General features: G+C 62.4%; 14 protein-coding genes. 12 read left to right on the top strand and 2 right to left on the bottom strand.

What is annotated here, in order from left to right:
• Nucleotides 1–445 precede the first annotated feature (445 nt).
• From QCE79_RS28745 to QCE79_RS28780, 8 genes are all read left to right on the top strand, one after another.
• Entirely contained in the window at nt 446–2308 is a 1863-nt protein-coding gene (locus tag QCE79_RS28745) for a YadA family autotransporter adhesin (protein WP_309849713.1), read from the top strand.
• A 142-nt stretch (nt 2309–2450) separates the two neighbouring features.
• A complete protein-coding gene (locus tag QCE79_RS28750) occupies nt 2451–3143 on the top strand; it encodes a FadR/GntR family transcriptional regulator (RefSeq protein WP_309849716.1) in 693 nt (230 codons plus the stop codon).
• A 124-nt stretch (nt 3144–3267) separates the two neighbouring features.
• On the top strand, nt 3268–4239 hold the full coding sequence (locus QCE79_RS28755) for a dihydrodipicolinate synthase family protein (RefSeq protein WP_404989427.1): 972 nt from the start codon (nt 3268–3270) through the stop codon (nt 4237–4239).
• A gap of 278 nt (nt 4240–4517) precedes the next feature.
• On the top strand, nt 4518–5690 hold the full coding sequence (locus QCE79_RS28760; RefSeq protein WP_309849719.1) for an extracellular solute-binding protein: 1173 nt from the start codon (nt 4518–4520) through the stop codon (nt 5688–5690).
• 87 nt (nt 5691–5777) lie between these two features.
• Nucleotides 5778–6854 (top strand): ABC transporter ATP-binding protein, encoded by a 1077-nt coding sequence (locus tag QCE79_RS28765; RefSeq protein WP_244828315.1) that lies wholly within the window; start codon nt 5778–5780, stop codon nt 6852–6854.
• Nucleotides 6851–7717, top strand: a complete 867-nt coding sequence (locus QCE79_RS28770; protein ID WP_250466860.1) for an ABC transporter permease — start codon at nt 6851–6853, stop codon at nt 7715–7717. Before QCE79_RS28765 ends, QCE79_RS28770 begins: the two co-directional genes overlap by 4 nt.
• Entirely contained in the window at nt 7717–8631 is a 915-nt protein-coding gene (locus QCE79_RS28775) for an ABC transporter permease (protein WP_250466862.1), read from the top strand. Before QCE79_RS28770 ends, QCE79_RS28775 begins: the two co-directional genes overlap by 1 nt.
• The gene (locus tag QCE79_RS28780; protein WP_309850648.1) at nt 8631–9566 is read left to right on the top strand and encodes an aldose epimerase; all 936 of its coding nucleotides are present in this window, start codon (nt 8631–8633) and stop codon (nt 9564–9566) included. The genes QCE79_RS28775 and QCE79_RS28780 overlap by 1 nt, the downstream gene beginning before the upstream one ends.
• A gap of 104 nt (nt 9567–9670) precedes the next feature.
• On the opposite strand, the gene QCE79_RS28785 is transcribed toward QCE79_RS28780, so the two are convergent.
• A complete protein-coding gene (locus tag QCE79_RS28785; protein ID WP_244828312.1) occupies nt 9671–10123 on the bottom strand; it encodes a histidine kinase in 453 nt (150 codons plus the stop codon).
• Nucleotides 10124–10318: 195 nt separating this feature from the next.
• Here QCE79_RS28785 and QCE79_RS28790 point away from each other — a divergent pair, with 195 nt between their 5' ends.
• Together QCE79_RS28790 and QCE79_RS28795 are read left to right on the top strand one after the other, a co-directional pair.
• On the top strand, nt 10319–11014 hold the full coding sequence (locus QCE79_RS28790) for a response regulator transcription factor (protein ID WP_284503325.1): 696 nt from the start codon (nt 10319–10321) through the stop codon (nt 11012–11014).
• A 241-nt stretch (nt 11015–11255) separates the two neighbouring features.
• Nucleotides 11256–11732, top strand: coding sequence for a hypothetical protein (locus tag QCE79_RS28795; protein WP_309849724.1), 477 nt, complete (start codon nt 11256–11258; stop codon nt 11730–11732).
• Between the two features lie 15 nt (nt 11733–11747).
• Here the strand turns inward: QCE79_RS28795 and QCE79_RS28800 are convergent, their stop codons facing one another.
• Nucleotides 11748–12008, bottom strand: a complete 261-nt coding sequence (locus QCE79_RS28800; RefSeq protein ID WP_309849727.1) for a hypothetical protein — start codon at nt 12006–12008, stop codon at nt 11748–11750.
• Between the two features lie 499 nt (nt 12009–12507).
• Between QCE79_RS28800 and mprF the strand changes: the two genes are divergently transcribed.
• Both mprF and QCE79_RS28810 read left to right on the top strand, forming a co-directional pair.
• Nucleotides 12508–15105, top strand: a complete 2598-nt coding sequence (mprF, locus tag QCE79_RS28805) for a bifunctional lysylphosphatidylglycerol flippase/synthetase MprF (RefSeq protein ID WP_309849730.1) — start codon at nt 12508–12510, stop codon at nt 15103–15105.
• Entirely contained in the window at nt 15102–16400 is a 1299-nt protein-coding gene (locus tag QCE79_RS28810; protein ID WP_309849733.1) for an AcvB/VirJ family lysyl-phosphatidylglycerol hydrolase, read from the top strand. Before mprF ends, QCE79_RS28810 begins: the two co-directional genes overlap by 4 nt.
• The last annotated feature ends 209 nt before the right edge of the window (nt 16401–16609 follow it).

Raw genomic sequence — 16609 nt, forward strand, 5'->3', positions numbered from 1 at the left:
CAGCGTCGATACGCTGTCGACATCCACTTCGACCGCAGTCAACTCGCTCTCAACGGCGACCGCGACCAGCGTTAGTTCCCTGTCGACGAGCGTCGATTCGCTTTCGACGTCGGCCTCGACGAGCGTTGCTTCAGTGTCCACGAGCGTCGGCTCGCTTTCGACCTCGGTGGATTCGATTTCGACAAGCGTAAGCACACTGTCCACAGCTGTCGATTCAGTGTCGACGAGTGTCAGCACGCTGTCCACGTCCGTGGATTCGCTTTCGACGTCGACATCGACGAGCATTGCCTCGCTCTCGACGGGCGTGGACACGCTCTCGACCTCCACCTCTACGGCAGTCGCCTCGCTCTCCACCGGTGTCGATACGCTTTCCACTTCGATGTCCACGACGGTCGGGTCGCTTTCAACAGGTATCGACACACTGTCGGGATCGACGTCGACATCGGTGGCGTCGCTTTCCACCGGTCTCGCGAACGCCGTCCAGTATGACAACGCGGCCCACGACTCGGTCACGTTCGGCAACGCCGGCACGCCCGTGAAGCTTCACAACGTTGAGGACGGCGTTGTAGCAGCAGACAGCAAGGACGCGGTCAACGGTGGTCAGTTGTACAACTTGTCGTCATCCGTGTCGACGGGCATGACCTCGCTTTCGACCAACATCGACGGCATTTCGACCAGCGTCACGTCGCTGTCGACGAGCGTCGATTCAATCTCGACGGGCATGACCTCGCTCTCGACCGGCGTCGCCAACTCGGTTCAATACGACGACGCTAACCACACGTCGGTTCGCTTGGGCGACACCGGCGCCGCCCCGGTCAAGCTGACGAACGTTGCCGATGGCGAAGTGGCTGCGGGCAGCAATGAAGCGGTGAACGGCGGGCAGTTGTTTACGCTCTCGACATCGGTATCGACGAGCATGACGTCACTTTCGACCGGCATTGCCAACGCGGTCCAATATGACGACGGCGACCACAAGACGGTCACGCTGGGCAATGTGGGTACGCCGGTCAAAATCAAGAACGTGGACGCAGGTGAAGTGAGCTCGGACAGCCTTGAAGCGGTGAATGGCAGCCAACTCTACAAAACTGCATCGAGCACGGCCGACGCCCTCGGCGGCGGTTCGACGGTAAATCAGGACGGCACCATCACTAAGCCGACGTACACTTTCCAGGACGGTAATACCTTCAACAACGTCGGCGACGCCCTTACCAATCTCGACGGCCGCGTCACGCAGAACACGACCGACATCTCGACGATCAACGAGACGCTCAACAACATCAACACGGGCGGCGGCATCAAGTACTTCCACGCCAATTCGGTGCTGGAGGACTCCCAGGCCACGGGCGCGGAATCAGTGGCGATCGGCGGCAATGCTCAGGCTATCGCGAACAACTCGGTGGCGCTCGGCTCGAACTCGCTGGCGGATCGTGCAAACACCGTGTCGGTCGGATCGAAGGGCGCGGAACGTCAGATCACCAACGTGGCAGCCGGTACGCAGGATACCGATGCCGTCAACGTCTCGCAGTTGAAGGGCGCCGGTCTCATTAATGGAGACGGCACGACCAATACTTCCGTGACCTATGACCACAACGCGGACGGGTCGACCAACTACTCGAGCATCACGCTCGGCAATAACGTCGCAGGCGGCACGACAATCCACAACGTTGCTGCGGGCGTTGCGAGCGACGACGCGGTCAACGTCGACCAGATGAATGCCGCAATCGATCGCGTGACGAACATCGCCATGAGCGGTGGCAACCCAATGTTCGCCGCGCAAGGCGATGTCAACACTGAAGTCGCTAGCGCGACAGGCTTGCATTCCGTTGCCATGGGCGCGAACGCCAGCGCCACTGCGGACAATTCCGTCGCGCTCGGGGCTAACTCGGTGGCGGATCGAGTCAATACGGTTTCGGTCGGGTCTGCGGGTAACGAACGTCAGATCACGAACGTCGCGGCGGGCACGCAGAGTACCGATGCGGTCAATGTGAGTCAGTTGAATCTCGCTTCCACACAGGCGCAGAACTATACCGACTCGCGTATCGCGGGCGTGCAAGGCCAGATCAACAACATGGCGAAAGCGGCTTATGGCGGTATCGCGGCCGCGATGGCTTCAGCCGGACTGCCGCAGCCTACCGCTCCGGGCAAGACCATGGTCGCGTTGGCCGGCGCACGTTACGCCGGGGCCTCCGGCGCGGCACTCGGCATCTCTCATGTTACGCAAGACGAGAGTTGGGTAATCAAGGCTTCCGGTAATACAAGCAGTTCCGGAAATGTAGGCTTCACCATCGGAGCGGGGCATCAGTGGTAATACCCAGTGCGTAAAGTGAAGTGAAGTGAAGTGAAGAAGGCCGACGCAGCATGGCGTGCGTCGGCCTTCACGCGTTATCGCGACAACGCAAAAATTTGCCTTACAATCGTTCCCTACTCTGACAAGCACGTCCAGCGTACACATGAACGAGCGTAAATCGCATGGTCTCGCCGACCGAATCTACAGCGATATCCTCAACAGCATCATGGAAGGCGAGTTCAAGGAAGGCGATCGTCTTCTGACAGAACACGCCCTTGCCGAACGCTTTGCGACCTCGCGCCCGACCGTGCGCGAGGCACTGGCGCGACTGCGCGCGGACGGCATCATCGTCACGCGGCGCGGATCGGGCACTACTGTCGGTCGTCGTCCAGACCCGGATGTGCGGCGCTTCGCTCCGTTAGAAACGCTGTCAGACATTCGCCGATGCTACGAATTTCGCGTAGTCACGGAAGCAGGCGCAGCCGAGCTTGCCGCGCTTAAGGCGGATGACGACGACATCCGCGCCATCGAAGCCGCCTGGGAACAGCTCGAACGCGTGGTGGAGGCGCAAGAAGGCATTGGCGCGAAAGACGACTTCGCGTTCCATCTTGCGGTCGCAAAGGCATCGAAGAATCAGTTCTTCATCACGGTGCTCTCGTTTATCGAGGAGCAGATCGTTTTCAGCATGAACCTGTCGCGAAACCTGTCGCTCGTGAAAACAGTCGAGCGGCAGCGTCTCGTCCAGCGCGAGCATCGTGATGTGCTCGATGCCATTCGTGCTCGCGATTCGTCACGAGCCGGCGACGCTATGAAGTCGCATCTCGAAAATGCGCTGAATCGGATGTTTGGCAGTTAGGCGTAGATGTCATACGACCGTATTGATAGATTCAAGGGGAAACCCTAGTTAACAGAAAAGTTGTTTGACAACTTTGGGGTGCCTTGCTACTTTCGATCGTTCCAGACGACTACCGCGAGGCGCCGTGAACATCCAACCGATTACCGTAAGCGAGTTTTCTGAGTCCGTCATGGCCGTGCCGCCGCTCGCACGAAATGTCGATTACTCGTTGAATCCTCATGCAAACCGCAAGCTGGTCGAGCATATAGAAGCGGGCGGCGTGCGTACGCTCCTATACGGCGGCAATGCGAATCTTTATCACGTTGCCGTGAGCGAGTACCGCGAGTTGCTTGACATGCTTGCCGAGATTGCGAGGCAAGAGACGCGCGTAATTCCCGCCATCGGTCCGGACTACGGAAAAATGCTCGACCAGGCGCACATTCTTTCGCAGACGGACTTCCGTACCGCGATGGTGCTCCCGCTTGCCGGATTCACGACGCCACAGGGCGTGGCGGCGGGCCTCAAGCGCCTGGTCGATGCAGCCGGCATGCCGTTCACGCTCTATATCAAGAGCGAAGATTATGTCGATGTCGATACGCTCGCCGCACTCATCGATGACGGTACGTTGCTGGCCGTCAAGTACGCGATTGTGCGTGCCGATCCCGCCGTCGATCCGTATCTGCTCCGCCTGCTGCAAAGCGTTCCGGCCGCGAAAGTCGTGTCCGGTATGGGCGAGCGCCCGGCGATCGCCCACGTGCGTGAATTCGGGCTCGCTGCGTGGACAACGGGCTCGGGCTGCATTGCGCCTAACGCGGTGATGGCGTTGCTGCACGCCGTGAAAGCCGGTCGCATGGACGAGGCTCGCCAGCTTTATAACCGCTTCCTCCCGCTCGAAACCCTACGCGACGAAATCTCGCTCATCCGCGTCCTGCATGACGCCGTGACACTCTCGGGCATCGCGGATATGGGGCCGCTTCTGCCGCTTCTGAGCGGCTCGCCCGAGGCGGCGTTGCCTGCCGTCGCAAAGGAAGCGCGCGACCTCGTTGAAATGGACCGCGCCATCGCGCGAGTGCGTAATGCGGCGCCTTCACGGGAAACGCCAGTTAAAAGCGGTTAAACAAGTCGCTCGGGGTATATCCCGAGAGCGCGCAGCAAACATCGGCAGACAAAGCGTCAACGCCTGTTTGACCCGGTTGGGAAACAAGATCTGCTCCCGTCGATTTGCTTGACATACGATGATCGCGTTAGCTATTTTTCAACTTCCGAAGTAAAAGGAAGCATTGCGCGGCTGCGCTGCAACGTGCGGAATCGCGAAGTATCGAAAAATCAGAGCAAGCAAACCCAGGCCGGGCACCAATAAAACAACCGGCCTTGCGAAAGACGTGAGGAGACGAAATGGCTTTCAAGGCAGGACTGTCAGTGAAACTGGCGGCGGTATGCGTCGCCGTCAGCGCGACATTTGCAACGGGCGGGGCGAATGCGGCCGATCCGGTATCCATCAACATTGTCGACGTTGCGGGCAATCTTCAACTGACGCAGAAGGGGTTCGAAGCCTTCAAGGCGAAGTACCCCGATCTCGTTTCCAGCATCACCTTCACGAACGCGCCCGCGCCGCAGTTGCCGGGCAAGATCAAGGCGATGCAGGGCGCGGGCCGCTCGGACATCGACCTCGTCGTGACGGGCACGGATGCGCTCGCGGCCGGCATCCAGCAAGGTCTGTGGGAAAAGCTGCTGCCCGATAACGCCAAGGCGTTCCCCGGTGTGCTCGACAAGTACGCACCGGGTCCGCGCAAGATGCAGGACATCGCGCAAGGTTACGGCCTGGAAGTCACCTACATGCCCGCGGGTCCGCTGCTCGAATACAACCCCGCAAAGGTCACTGACGTGCCGAAGACGCCGGATCAACTGCTCGCGTGGTGCAAGGCGCATCCGAACAAGCTGATCTACGCGCGCCCGGCGAATTCCGGTCCCGGCCGTACCTTCCTCATGGGTCTGCCGTACGTGCTCGGCGACAAGGACCCGACCGATCCGGTCAACGGCTGGGACAAGACCTGGGCCTTCCTCAAGCAACTGAACGACTGCATTCCCTACTATCCGGGCGGCACGTCGGCGGTGATGAAGGAACTGGGCGAGGGCACGCGTGACATGACCGTGACCGTGACGGGCTGGGACATCAACCCGCGCGCGCTCGGCATCGTGCCGGCGGAATTCAAGGTGCAAGCCTTCGACAACATGACCTGGGTGAACGACGCCCACTACATGGTGATCCCGAAGGGCGTGCCCAAGGAAAAGCTCGACGTGCTTTACAAGCTGATGAACTTCATGCTCGAGCCCGCGCAGCAGGCGCTGACTTACGACGACGGCTATTTCTATCCCGGCCCCGCCGTGAAGGACGTGCCGCTGTCGGCCGCACCCGCCAAGAGCCAGGAAGTGATTCAGAAGTTTGGCCGGCCGGAATACGCGAAGTTGCTTGCCGACCGTCCGCACGTCGTGCCGCTCAACGCGCAGGCGATGGTCGCCGCGTTCCAGAAATGGGACCGTGAAATCGGCGCGGCGAAAACGAAGTAAGCATCGACGCCAGGCATCGATACCGCGTCATTGATAAAGCGGCGGCGCTCCTCATCGGACGCCGCCGCTTCGCACAAGGGTTTCGCCATGAAGCATGATTTTGAGCAGTTGCGTCTCGACTCGGTCTCGCGCAGTTTCACCAATGCGGAAGGGCAGCAGCTCGCCGCGCTGAAAGGACTCGACCTGAACATCCAGCGCGGCGAGTTCATCGCGCTGCTCGGGCCTTCGGGTTGCGGCAAGTCGACGGCGCTGAACTGCATCGCCGGTTTGCAGCCTTTGACGGGCGGTGGCATCTGGCTGGACGACAAGCGTATCGACGTGTTGCCGCCCGAGAAGCGCGGCTTCGGCATGGTGTTTCAGAACTACGCGCTGTTTCCGCATATGTCGGTGCTGGACAACGTCGGCTTCGGCCTGAAGATGCGCGGCGTCGCGAAGGCGGAAGCCACCAAGCGCGCCAAGGCCGCGTTGAATCTCGTGCAACTGATCGGGCACGACGCAAAGTTGCCGGGCCAGTTGTCAGGCGGCCAGCAGCAGCGCGTGGCGATTGCGCGCGCAATCGTGATCGAGCCGCCGCTCGTCCTGATGGACGAGCCCTTGTCCAATCTCGACACCAAGTTGCGGATCGAGATGCGCGCGGAAATCCGCCGCATTCACGGCAAGCTCGAACGCGCCACCATCTACGTGACGCACGATCAGGACGAAGCGCTGTCGATGGCCGACCGCATCGTCGTGATGAAAGAGGGGTCGGTGCAGCAAGTGGCCGCGCCGAAGGAAGTGTATTCGCGGCCGAAGAACCTGCATGTCGCGCGCTTCATGGGCTTTCGCAATGTCGTGCCGTTCACGCTCGAAGGCACGCAGGGCGAATCCGTCGCGGTCACCGCGAACGGCGTGCGTTTGCTCGGCATGCCGATGGAAGGCTTCGACAGCAAGAACGTCAGCGTCGCGCTGCGGCCCGAAGACATGGAACGCGCCGCACCCGGCGAGCCGAACGCGTTCGACGCGCTCGTCGAGATCGTCGAATACGGCGGCCGCGATTCGCTCGTCATCGTGAACACGGCGTTCGGCAAGCTGTGGGCGCGCATTGCGGGCGAGTACAGCGAAGGCGAGCGCATCACGTTGCGCGTTGCGCCTTCGAAGACGCTCGTGTACGGAGAAGACAAATGATCGCCACGCTTCCCGCTCAGCGCGATCCGAAGGGCTGGCTTGTCGCGCCGGCGCTGATTTTCATCGTCGCGCTCTTCATCTATCCGTTCGCCTACGGTCTCATGCTGTCGTTCAATCCGATGAACGGCGGCAGCGCGTGGGCCAACTACATCACGTTCTTCACCGATACGTCGATGTGGCCGACGATCATCGTGACGCTCAAGCTCGCGGTGCCGGCGACGCTCATCAACGTCGGCGTCTCGGTGCCGGTCGCATTTGCGTTGCGGCGCTCGTCGCCGTATCAGAAATTCGCGACCACGCTGCTCGTCATTCCGGTGACGCTCGGCACCGTGCTGATCGCGGATGGCATGCTGACGTATTTCAGCCCGAACGGCTGGTTCCCGCAAGCCGTGCAGGCGTTGCATCTCTATGGCGATGAAGTCCGGCTCACGCATAACTACTGGGGCGTGCTGATTTCGCTCATCGTGTCGGGCTTTCCGTTTGCGTTTTTGCTGACGCTTTCGTATGTGACGGGCATCGACCCGACGCTTGCGCGCGCGGCCGCCACGCTCGGCGCAAGTCCGTGGCAACAGTTCCGGCAGATCTACTTTCCGCTGTTGCTTCCCGGTCTCACGATGACCGCGTGCCTCTCGTTCGTGCAGGCGTTCTCGGTGTTTCCGTCGGCGGTGCTGCTCGGCGCGCCCGCGGGTCCCACGCGCGTGATCTCGATCGCCGCATCCGAAGCTGCGTTCGAGACTTACGATTATTCGCTGGCATCGACCATCGCCCTCGTCATGGGCTTCGTGCAGTTGCTCGTGGTGGGCGGCATGCTCGGCGCGCGGCGCTTCTTCTATACCGGTCCTGTCACCGGAGGGAAGGGATAATGGCTACCGACAATCGCGCGGCCCAGAACTGGCCGGCCGCCACCCTCGGCGAAGGATCGAAGCCCGGCAAGAACATGAAACAACGCGCTAGCTTGCCCGACCGGTTGTGGAAAGCCCTCGTCTGGGCGACGATGGGTTTCTTCCTCTTGAACGTGCTGCTGCTGATTGCGACCGTCGCGGTAAATTCGGTCGCGACGCGCTGGTTCGGCACGCTCTTGCCGCAAGGTTTCACGCTGCACTGGTACGCGCAGGCGTGGAGCGACTTTCAATTGTCGAGTGTGCTGCTCGTCACGATGGAAGTGGTGGGCGCGGTCGTGCTGCTGTCCATCGTGCTTGGTGTGCCCGCTGCGTATGCGCTTGCGCGCGTGCAGTTTCCCGGCAAGCGCTTTGCCATGCTCGTGTTTCTGCTGCCGCTGATGGTCCCGCCCGTCACCTACGGCATTCCGATGGCCACCGTGATGTACAAGTTCCATCTCGCCGGCACGCTCACGGGCGTGATCCTCGCGAATCTGGTGCCCGCGCTGCCGTTCGTGATTCTGGTGATGACGCCGTTCATCGAGCAGATCGATCCGAATCTGGAATCGGCGGCGCGCATCTTCGGGGCGAACACGACGCGTTACTTTCGCTATGTTTTGCTGCCGCTGCTCGTGCCGGGCATGCTCGCGGCCGGTTTGCTCGTGCTCGTGCGCACCATCGGCATGTTCGAGCTGACGTTCTTCACGGCGGGACCGACCACGCAGACGCTCGTCGTCGCGCTCTACTACGCGGTGTTTTCGACAGGCGTGCGAGCGCCGCAATCCATCGACGCCATGGCGATGATCTACATGGCGATCACGCTGATCTGGGTGCTGATCGCGCTGCAGTTCGTCAGTCCGACGCAACTGGTTTCGCGCGTGAAGGAGCAGCGGCAGTGATGGGACCGCGTGATGTCGTGGCGCTCGCGGCCGAGCCGCGTCTGACGATTGCGAGTGGGCCGCATGTCATCGAAGTGGCGCCGTCGGCGGGCGGGCGCATCACGCGCTTCGCCACCGGATTCGCCGGCGGTCTGCAAGACTGGCTCGTGCCGATCACGCTTTCAGGCTGGCCCGCCGATACCTGGCCGAAAGGCGGCAGCTATCCGCTCGTGCCGTTTTCGAATCGCGTGCGCGATGCGCGCTTTCCGGCACCGGATGGCGAGCGTGTCGAGTTGTCGACGTTTCCGGGCATGGCGCACGCGCTGCATGGCTTCGGGCAATACGCGGCGTGGCAGGTCGAGCGCCATGACGCGGATTGCATCGTGATGCGTTATGTGCATCGCGAGGACGAGCATGGCTGGCCGTGGCCGTTCGAAGCGGAGCAGGTCATCCAGGCGAACGCCGAGGGTGCGCGGCTGTCGATGCGCGTGTTGAACCGTTCCGCGCGGCCGATGCCGGTCGGCATGGGTTTTCATCCGTATTTTGCGGCGCAGGAAGCCGAAATGGATGCGAGTATCGACTGGCGGCATGAAGGCGAGATTGCGGTCGAGCCATCGGGGGATGCGCCAGCGCGCCGGCATCGACGAGAAGAGGAAGGATACACGCGCTATCTGAGCGGATGGAGCGGCCGCGCGACGCTAAATTTCGCCGACGGCCGCACGCTTTCGCTCGACGCCGGCGACACGCTCGACCACGTCGTCGTGCATTGCCCGGCCGGTGCGGGCTATCTGTGCGTCGAGCCCGTGTCGCACGTGAGCGATGGTTTCAATCTCGACGCACGGGGCTTGCGCGGGACGGGCGTCGCCGTCATGGCGCCAGGTAGTGAAAAAGCGGTGTCGCTCGTGATGGCAACCGGCGTGAGCCGGGACGAACGCCCGGCCGGCGCCGGCGCCTGACGCGCGCCGCCACGGCGTGCCGCATGCGCAATGCATTGGCCGGCAACACGCCCCCGGCTAAAAGGCAAGCATCCCTGTTCATGCGGCACCTCCCGTTTCGAGCGTCAGCGCGTGGCCGGCGCGGAGAAAAATGCCTCGACCATTTCGACGATGCGCCACGTCGAACATGGTCTGCGGCAATGCGCGTCGAAGCCGGCTTCCTTCAGCGTCTGCACCGGATCGGCGGGTAAAACGTTGCTGAGGGCGACGAGCAGCCGCCCGGTGACATCGACATCCATGCGCAGCGTGCGGATAAAGACGTAGCCGGACTCACTGTCCAGACTCGTATCGACGATAAGCGCCTGCGGCTTCCAGCTATTCACGAGCGCGCGCACCGACTTGAGATCCTGCGACAGAATGACCTGCAGGCCCTTCAGGCGAAGCTGTACGGCGAGCGATTCACCGATCGATTTATCCTTATGAGCCACCAGCACGCGCCGAGGCGCATCGCCCGTGTGAGCCCGCTTCATTCGCCACAACGCGAACTCCCGTTCGTTGTTGGCTTGACTGCTTGACATCTCATCCTCCCGGTCTTGGTTGATCTCTTGGTTGATTCGATGCCGAGCATTTTTGACCGGCCGTGCTTTGTCCAACACCCGGCACGGGTAGGGGGTTCCGGGGATTTTGGGAGACTGCCGAATGTATCCCTGCGAAGGGAGGGTGGAAGTCAATCAGCGAACGCGTAATATCGGAACCGTTCTCGGAGCTTTGCGATGGAAAACGGTTATTTCAAAAATGTATTGCTGGTAGAGGACGAAGGGCTGACCAGGAGCGCGATGAAAAGTCTCATCCTGGCGAACGAGCCTTTGCTTGAAATCGACGAAGCGGACGGTTTCGAGCAGGCTAAGGCCAAGTTGTCGGCCAACTCGTATGACCTGATGTTTCTCGACTACCACTTGCGTGGTCAGACTACGGGTATGGATTTGCTCAACTGGATCCGCGAGGAAGATCGCGAAATTCAGACGGTCATGCTTTCAGCCCAGGACGACCGCGATACGGTGCTCGAGTGCATCAAGAACGGCGCGTGCGGATTCATTTCCAAGGGTAGCGAACAGGGCGCGGGCGTGTTCCGCGAGGCGCTCAAGACTATCCTGAACGGCCGCGTCTATCTGCCGAACACGGTACTCGGCAAGGGCGGTCATAGTCCGCGTCCGGTCACGCCTCACGCTGGGATTACCGTCGAATCGCTGGACTTGCCGCCACGGCTTACCGAAACCTTGCGGTATCTTCTGCAGGGCTTATCGAATAAGGCGATTGCGCGGAAGATGAATATCAGCGAAAACACGGCGAAGGAGTATTCCAGCGACTTGCTGGCGCGCTTTCACGTCACGCGGCGCACGTTCCTCATCGTGGAAATGGCGCGGCGAGGAATCGAGATGCCGATGAGCAATACGTCGTCGGCTTCCTGAAGCGGTTCTCTGCCAATACTGCGCGGGCGCACCGAAAGGGCGTCCGCGTTGTCGTTTGGGTTTGGGAAAATCCGTCGCAAAAGCGCCGCGTCCCCATTTCTCAAAATTCGGACGAATCCGACGACGGTGTTAAGGTAGAGCCCGTTTATTTCAAGACGGGAATCTGCAGGTGAATAGCGGTTCGAGATTCAGCACACTCCGGCGCGGCGGCGCAGCTTACGCGGTAGCGATGGCGCTGGCCTTGGCATTTGGCGCTTGCGCGCCCCTTCCGCAACAGGCCGATGCCGATGCGGCCGCCGCGGCATCTGCCGCGTCCGCGGCTCAGGCAGCACAGGCGGCGCGTGCTGCCGCCAAGCCCGTGGCACCGTCCCCGCCGGGCGAGCAGCGTATCGCGATCGGCGGCACTAGCGGGTTCCACACGACCGTGAAGACCACGCCGCCCTCGCAAGTCTGCGATACCGACGCTTTCGCCGACGGCGTGCGCTACGGCTACGCGCTCACCTGGAATCGGCTCATCGCTGAGGCGGCGCGCAGCGGTGGCCGCGTCGACAAGCGCAAATTCGATGCATCCGCCGTGCACTCGCAGGACGATCAGTACAAGATCCAGTGGGACGGCAAGGAGCGTACTAACGCGTGCGCGTCGGATGGCTATCTGATTGGACGCATCGTCGGCACGCACCTCGCAGGCTTGAATCTGCGCGACGGCAAGCCGTCTTAAACGCCTTCTAGTTGCTTAGTCGCAAAGGTGGGCCGCAGTCACATAGCGGCTCGCGACCGCGATATCCCCGTAAATCGTGTAGCCGGTGCCGCCCGCGGATTCTTGCGCGACGGCCAGCACGGTCGATGCACCGCCTTTTCCCGCCACCGAAACCGCTTCGGTATCCGCGCTCAGCGAGTATTCGCGTACGCGCCCGCCAATCGGCATCCACCTGGCCTTGGCGCATTCCACGAAGTCGTAGGGCGCGCGCTGCGAGGTGCCGGAACCGATCGGCACGGTCTTGATGAGGGCGTCGTCCGTGCTTGCGCAGGATGCGAGGACGAGAGCAAAACACGTTGCTGCACAGGTTGTGACAATTTTTCTCATAATTCCGATGACTTTCTCTGCAGTATCCGCTTAATCTGCGCCCCGTGCGCCGAAACTGGCGTCCCGATGCGGTGGCCGTCGATCGTAACCGCAAGGCTGACGAACCGTAAACCCGCCAGTTCTTGCTATTCGAGCATGGTCGGCCGCTTGCAAAACCGCTCCAGCTCACGATTTCCACGTTCTTACCCGTGGTTGTCCCAATATTAGTCAAGTTGGGTCAACCGTCGCCGTTATACAGGCGTTTCTCGCTCTGAAGCCTTTTGTATGGCGCGAGCACGGGCGGCAAGTGTAGACGAGCCGAACGAGCGCTGCGACCGCGCAAGGTTGCGTGGTTCCCGATAACGATGATCAGCGCTCGCGCCGGGCAGTATTCCTGCCCACGCGAGCGCGGGCAAGTTCCAAAGAACGCATGTCTCGCAGAAAGTTGTTCTCCCGGCTTCGCGCCACGTCGATGCCCGCTCGTTTCAGCGGCATCGTTTCCGATCCTCAGCGGCTCGCCGCGCCTGCGCTAACGGTAATCGTCGGCGTGTTGCTTCTCGTGGTCTTCGAGCATCTTTCGCGCGCGGTCAATTATCAGTCGGTGATGCACGCGCTGCGAGCGACGACGCCGCAGGCGTGGCTCGCGGCGCTTTGCGCGACCGCGCTCAGTTTCGCCGCGCTCGTGGGACGCGACGCCGTCGGTTTGCGGCACATTGGCGTGAGCGTGCCGCGTTCGCTTCTGTGGGTCGGCGCGACGGTGGGATCGGCGCTTGGCAACGTGACCGGCTTCGGCGCGCTGACGGGCGGCGCCGTGCGCTGCCGCGTGTACGGCGCGGCCGATGTCACGCCGGCTCAGGTTGGCCGCCTTTCGGTCTTCACGGGCGTCACGCTCGCTCTGTCGCTCGCCTTCATGGCTGCGGCCGGCATGCTGTTCTCGGCGGGCACGCTTGCCGGCATGATGCATCTTTCGCCGACGATCCTGCAGATCATCGGCGCCGCGCTGCTCGCCGTGTTCGTCGCGATGCTCGTCTTTTGCGGCCGCGCGCCGCGCACCTTGCAGTCGCGCTGGAAGTGGCTCGCGTTCACGGTGCCGTCGCGCCGCGATTTCTTGGCGCAAACGGCGCTTGCCGTCGTCGATGTGTTCGGCGCCGGCCTTGCACTGTGGGCGCTGTTGCCGGGCGCGCAGGTCGGCTTCGGCGAATTTATGACGGTGTTTTCGGCGGCCATGTTGCTCGGCATGATCGGTCATACGCCGGGCGGCGTGGGCGTGTTCGAAGCGGCGATGGTCTTCGCGCTCGGCAGCAGCGCCCGGACGCCGGACGTGCTCGCCGCGCTGCTCGCGTATCGTGCGATCTACTTCGGCCTGCCGCTGATCCTCTCCGCCGGTGTGATGACCGCGTTCGAAGGCCGCGCGCTCAAGGGCAGCTTCGGCTTCCTGCGTCCGAGCCGCGTTTCGCAACTCGCGCCGCTGTTTCTGTCGATCGTAACCTTCGCGGCTGGCTCCATGCTCGTCATCTCCGGCGCCACGCCCGCTTTCAAGATCCGCATCGCGTTCTTGCAGACCGTGCTGCCGCTGTGGGTGCTGGAGAGCTCGCAGTTGCTCGGCAGCGTGCTCGGCGTGCTCCTGTTGTTCGTCGCGCGCGGCCTGATGCGCCGTCTCGATGCGGCGTGGTGGCTCGCGCTCATGCTCGCGGTGGCGAATCTGGCGCTGTCGCTCGCGAAGGGTCTCGCGTTCGTCGAGGCAGGCGTGCTTGCGGTCCTGATCCTCCTGCTCGTCGCGACGCGCGAGCGGTTCAACCGCCGCTCGTCGCTGTTCGCCGAGCGCTTTACGGCGACGTGGCTGTTTTCTATCGGCATGGTGATCGCGGTTGCCGTGTGGATCATGTTCTTCGCTTTCCGCGACGTCGCCTACAACACCGATCTCTGGTGGCAGTTCGCTTTCGACGACCGCGCGCCTCGCGCCTTGCGTGCAACGCTCGCGGCGGGCGTGTTCGCGTCGGCGTTCGCGGTGTGGCAACTGCTGCGTCCGGCGGCAGGCCGTTTCGAGAAACCCGCGCCGCAAGATCTCGCCGATGCCGCGCGCATCTTCCGCGCGCAGGAGCGCAGCGACGCCGGTCTCGCGATGATGGGCGATAAGAGCTTCCTCTTCTCCGAGTCGCGCCAGGCTTTCCTGATGTACGCGAAACACGGCCGCACGTGGGCCGCGCTGCACGATCCGGTCGGGCCGCGCCACGAGTGGGCCGCGTTGATCCGTCAATTCGTCGCGCTCGCGCATTCGCACAACGGCCGCGCGGCGTTCTACCAGGTGCGCGCCGATGCCTTGCCGCTCTATCTCGACGCCGGCCTCACGCTGATGAAGCTCGGCGAGGAAGCGCACGTCGCGTTGTCGGAATTCGATCTGAAGGGCTCGCATCGGTCGCATCTGCGCTATGCGTTGAAGCGCGGCGAACGTGATGGCTTCGATACCGAAGTGATCGATCCGTCGCGTGTCGCCGAATGCATGCCGATGCTGCGCACCATCTCCGACGACTGGCTCGACAGCCGTTCCGCGCGCGAAAAAAGCTTCTCGGTGGCGGCGTTCAACGAGGATTATCTGGCGGCGCAGTCCGTGTTGCTCGTGCGTCAGCAGGGCGCGCCGGTCGCCTTCGTCACCTTCATGACGACGGACATGAACACCGAAGCGACCGTCGGCGTGATGCGCCATGTCGCCGAGGCTTCGCCGTACGCGATGGAATATCTCTTCACCAAGCTCGCGCTGCATCTGAAGGAAGCGGGCTTCAAGTCGCTGTCGCTCGGTATCGCGCCGCTGTCGGGGATGGAGCCGACGCCGCTGGCATCGCACTGGCATCGGCTGGCGGGCCTCGTGTGGCGTTTCGGCGGGCGCTTCTACAACTTCCGCGGTCTGCGCGGATTCAAAAGCAAGTTCCAGCCGCGCTGGGAACCGCGTTACCTCGCGGCGTCCGGTTCGGTTGGCGTATTTTTCACTTTGGCGGACCTCTCGCTTCTGGCGGGAGGCTGGCGTTCATGATTTTGAATAGCAAGAAATTGATTGCGGCGGCGCTTGCCGGCATGTCGATGCTGAGCGCGGCTCACGCGGCATCCACGATTTCGGGTGGCACTTATGGCCAGGTCACGCTCACCAAGCCTTCGGGCGACATGACCGGCTTCGTCGTCTTGTTCTCCGAGAAAAGCGGCTGGAATGCGAGCGATCAGCAAGCCGCCGATGCGCTCGCCGCGAAAGGCGCGATGGTCGTCGGCGTCGATACGCCGCGCTACGCCGCCCGCCTGACCGCGGAAAAAGAGAAGTGCCATAACCTCGTCGGCGACGCCGAGAGCATGAGCCATCAACTCGAACGCACGGTGCAGGCGAGCCACTATTACTCGCCTATTTTCGCGGGCACGGGCCAAGGCGCGATTCTCGCCGAGCAGGCGCTCAAGCAGGCGCCGGACAATACGGTTGCGGGCGCGATATCGCTTGCGCCGGATACTCAACTCGACGCGCGCTTCAATCCGTGTCCGCCCGACCCGACCATCATCCACGCGAAGGGTTTGCCGGGCTTCATGGCGCGCGATGCGGTGCAGCCGGGCCGCGGCAAATCCGATGCGATCGTCGCGATGGCGGCGCCGCATCTGAAGAAGGCGGAAGTCGCGGGCGAGCATGACGTGTCCGATCTGCCGCTGATCGAGTTGCGCGCCGCGCAGCCGACGGATCTGCTCGCCATCGTCATTTCCGGCGATGGCGGCTGGCGCGATCTCGACAAGACGATGGCGCTTGCGCTACAGCGCGATGGCGTGTCGGTGATCGGCATCGATTCGCTGCGCTATTTCTGGAGCGAGAAGTCGCCGCAGCAAACGGCGGCAGATATCGCGCGCGTGGTTCGCACTTACAACGCGCGCTGGCATACGAGCCATGTGGCGCTGGTTGGCTATTCGTTCGGCGCGGACGTCATGCCGTTTGCCTACAACCGTTTGCCGGACGACGTACGCGATCAGGTTTCGTATGTCTCGCTGATGGGTTTTTCGCCGTCGGCGGATTTTCAGATTCGCGTGACGGGTTGGCTCGGCATGCCGGCAAGCGATAAGGCGCTCAAGGTACGGCCCGAACTCAACAAGCTGCCGCCGGCGCTCGTGCAGTGTATCTACGGCGAGAAGGAGGAAGATACGCTGTGTCCGTCGCTGACGAAGACGGGGATCGAGGTGGTGAAGCTGCCAGGCGATCATCATTTCGGCGGCGACTACGATGCCTTGGCGCGGCGCATTCTCGCGGGATGGCGAAAGCAGATCGCGGCGCGAGGAGAGCAGGCGCAGACGGCTTCGCGGTAGGCGGGTCGTTCGAGTTTGGTTTGAAAAGCCGAAGCGCGATGGGTCGCGTTTCGGCTTTTTTGCGTTTGCGGGCTGCGCACTTGACTGATGCGGGCGCTTCGTTCGAGTTCGCTCGTTGGTGCGGTTCGAGAGTCAGGGCGCAAGGCAAGCGCCAGTTCCCCGAGCGTCGTCGTTCACGATTCAGCGTCATCGTCTACCATGACCGGACC

The organism is Caballeronia sp. LZ003 (genome assembly GCF_031451465.1).
In the GTDB taxonomy this organism is placed as follows: domain Bacteria; phylum Pseudomonadota; class Gammaproteobacteria; order Burkholderiales; family Burkholderiaceae; genus Caballeronia.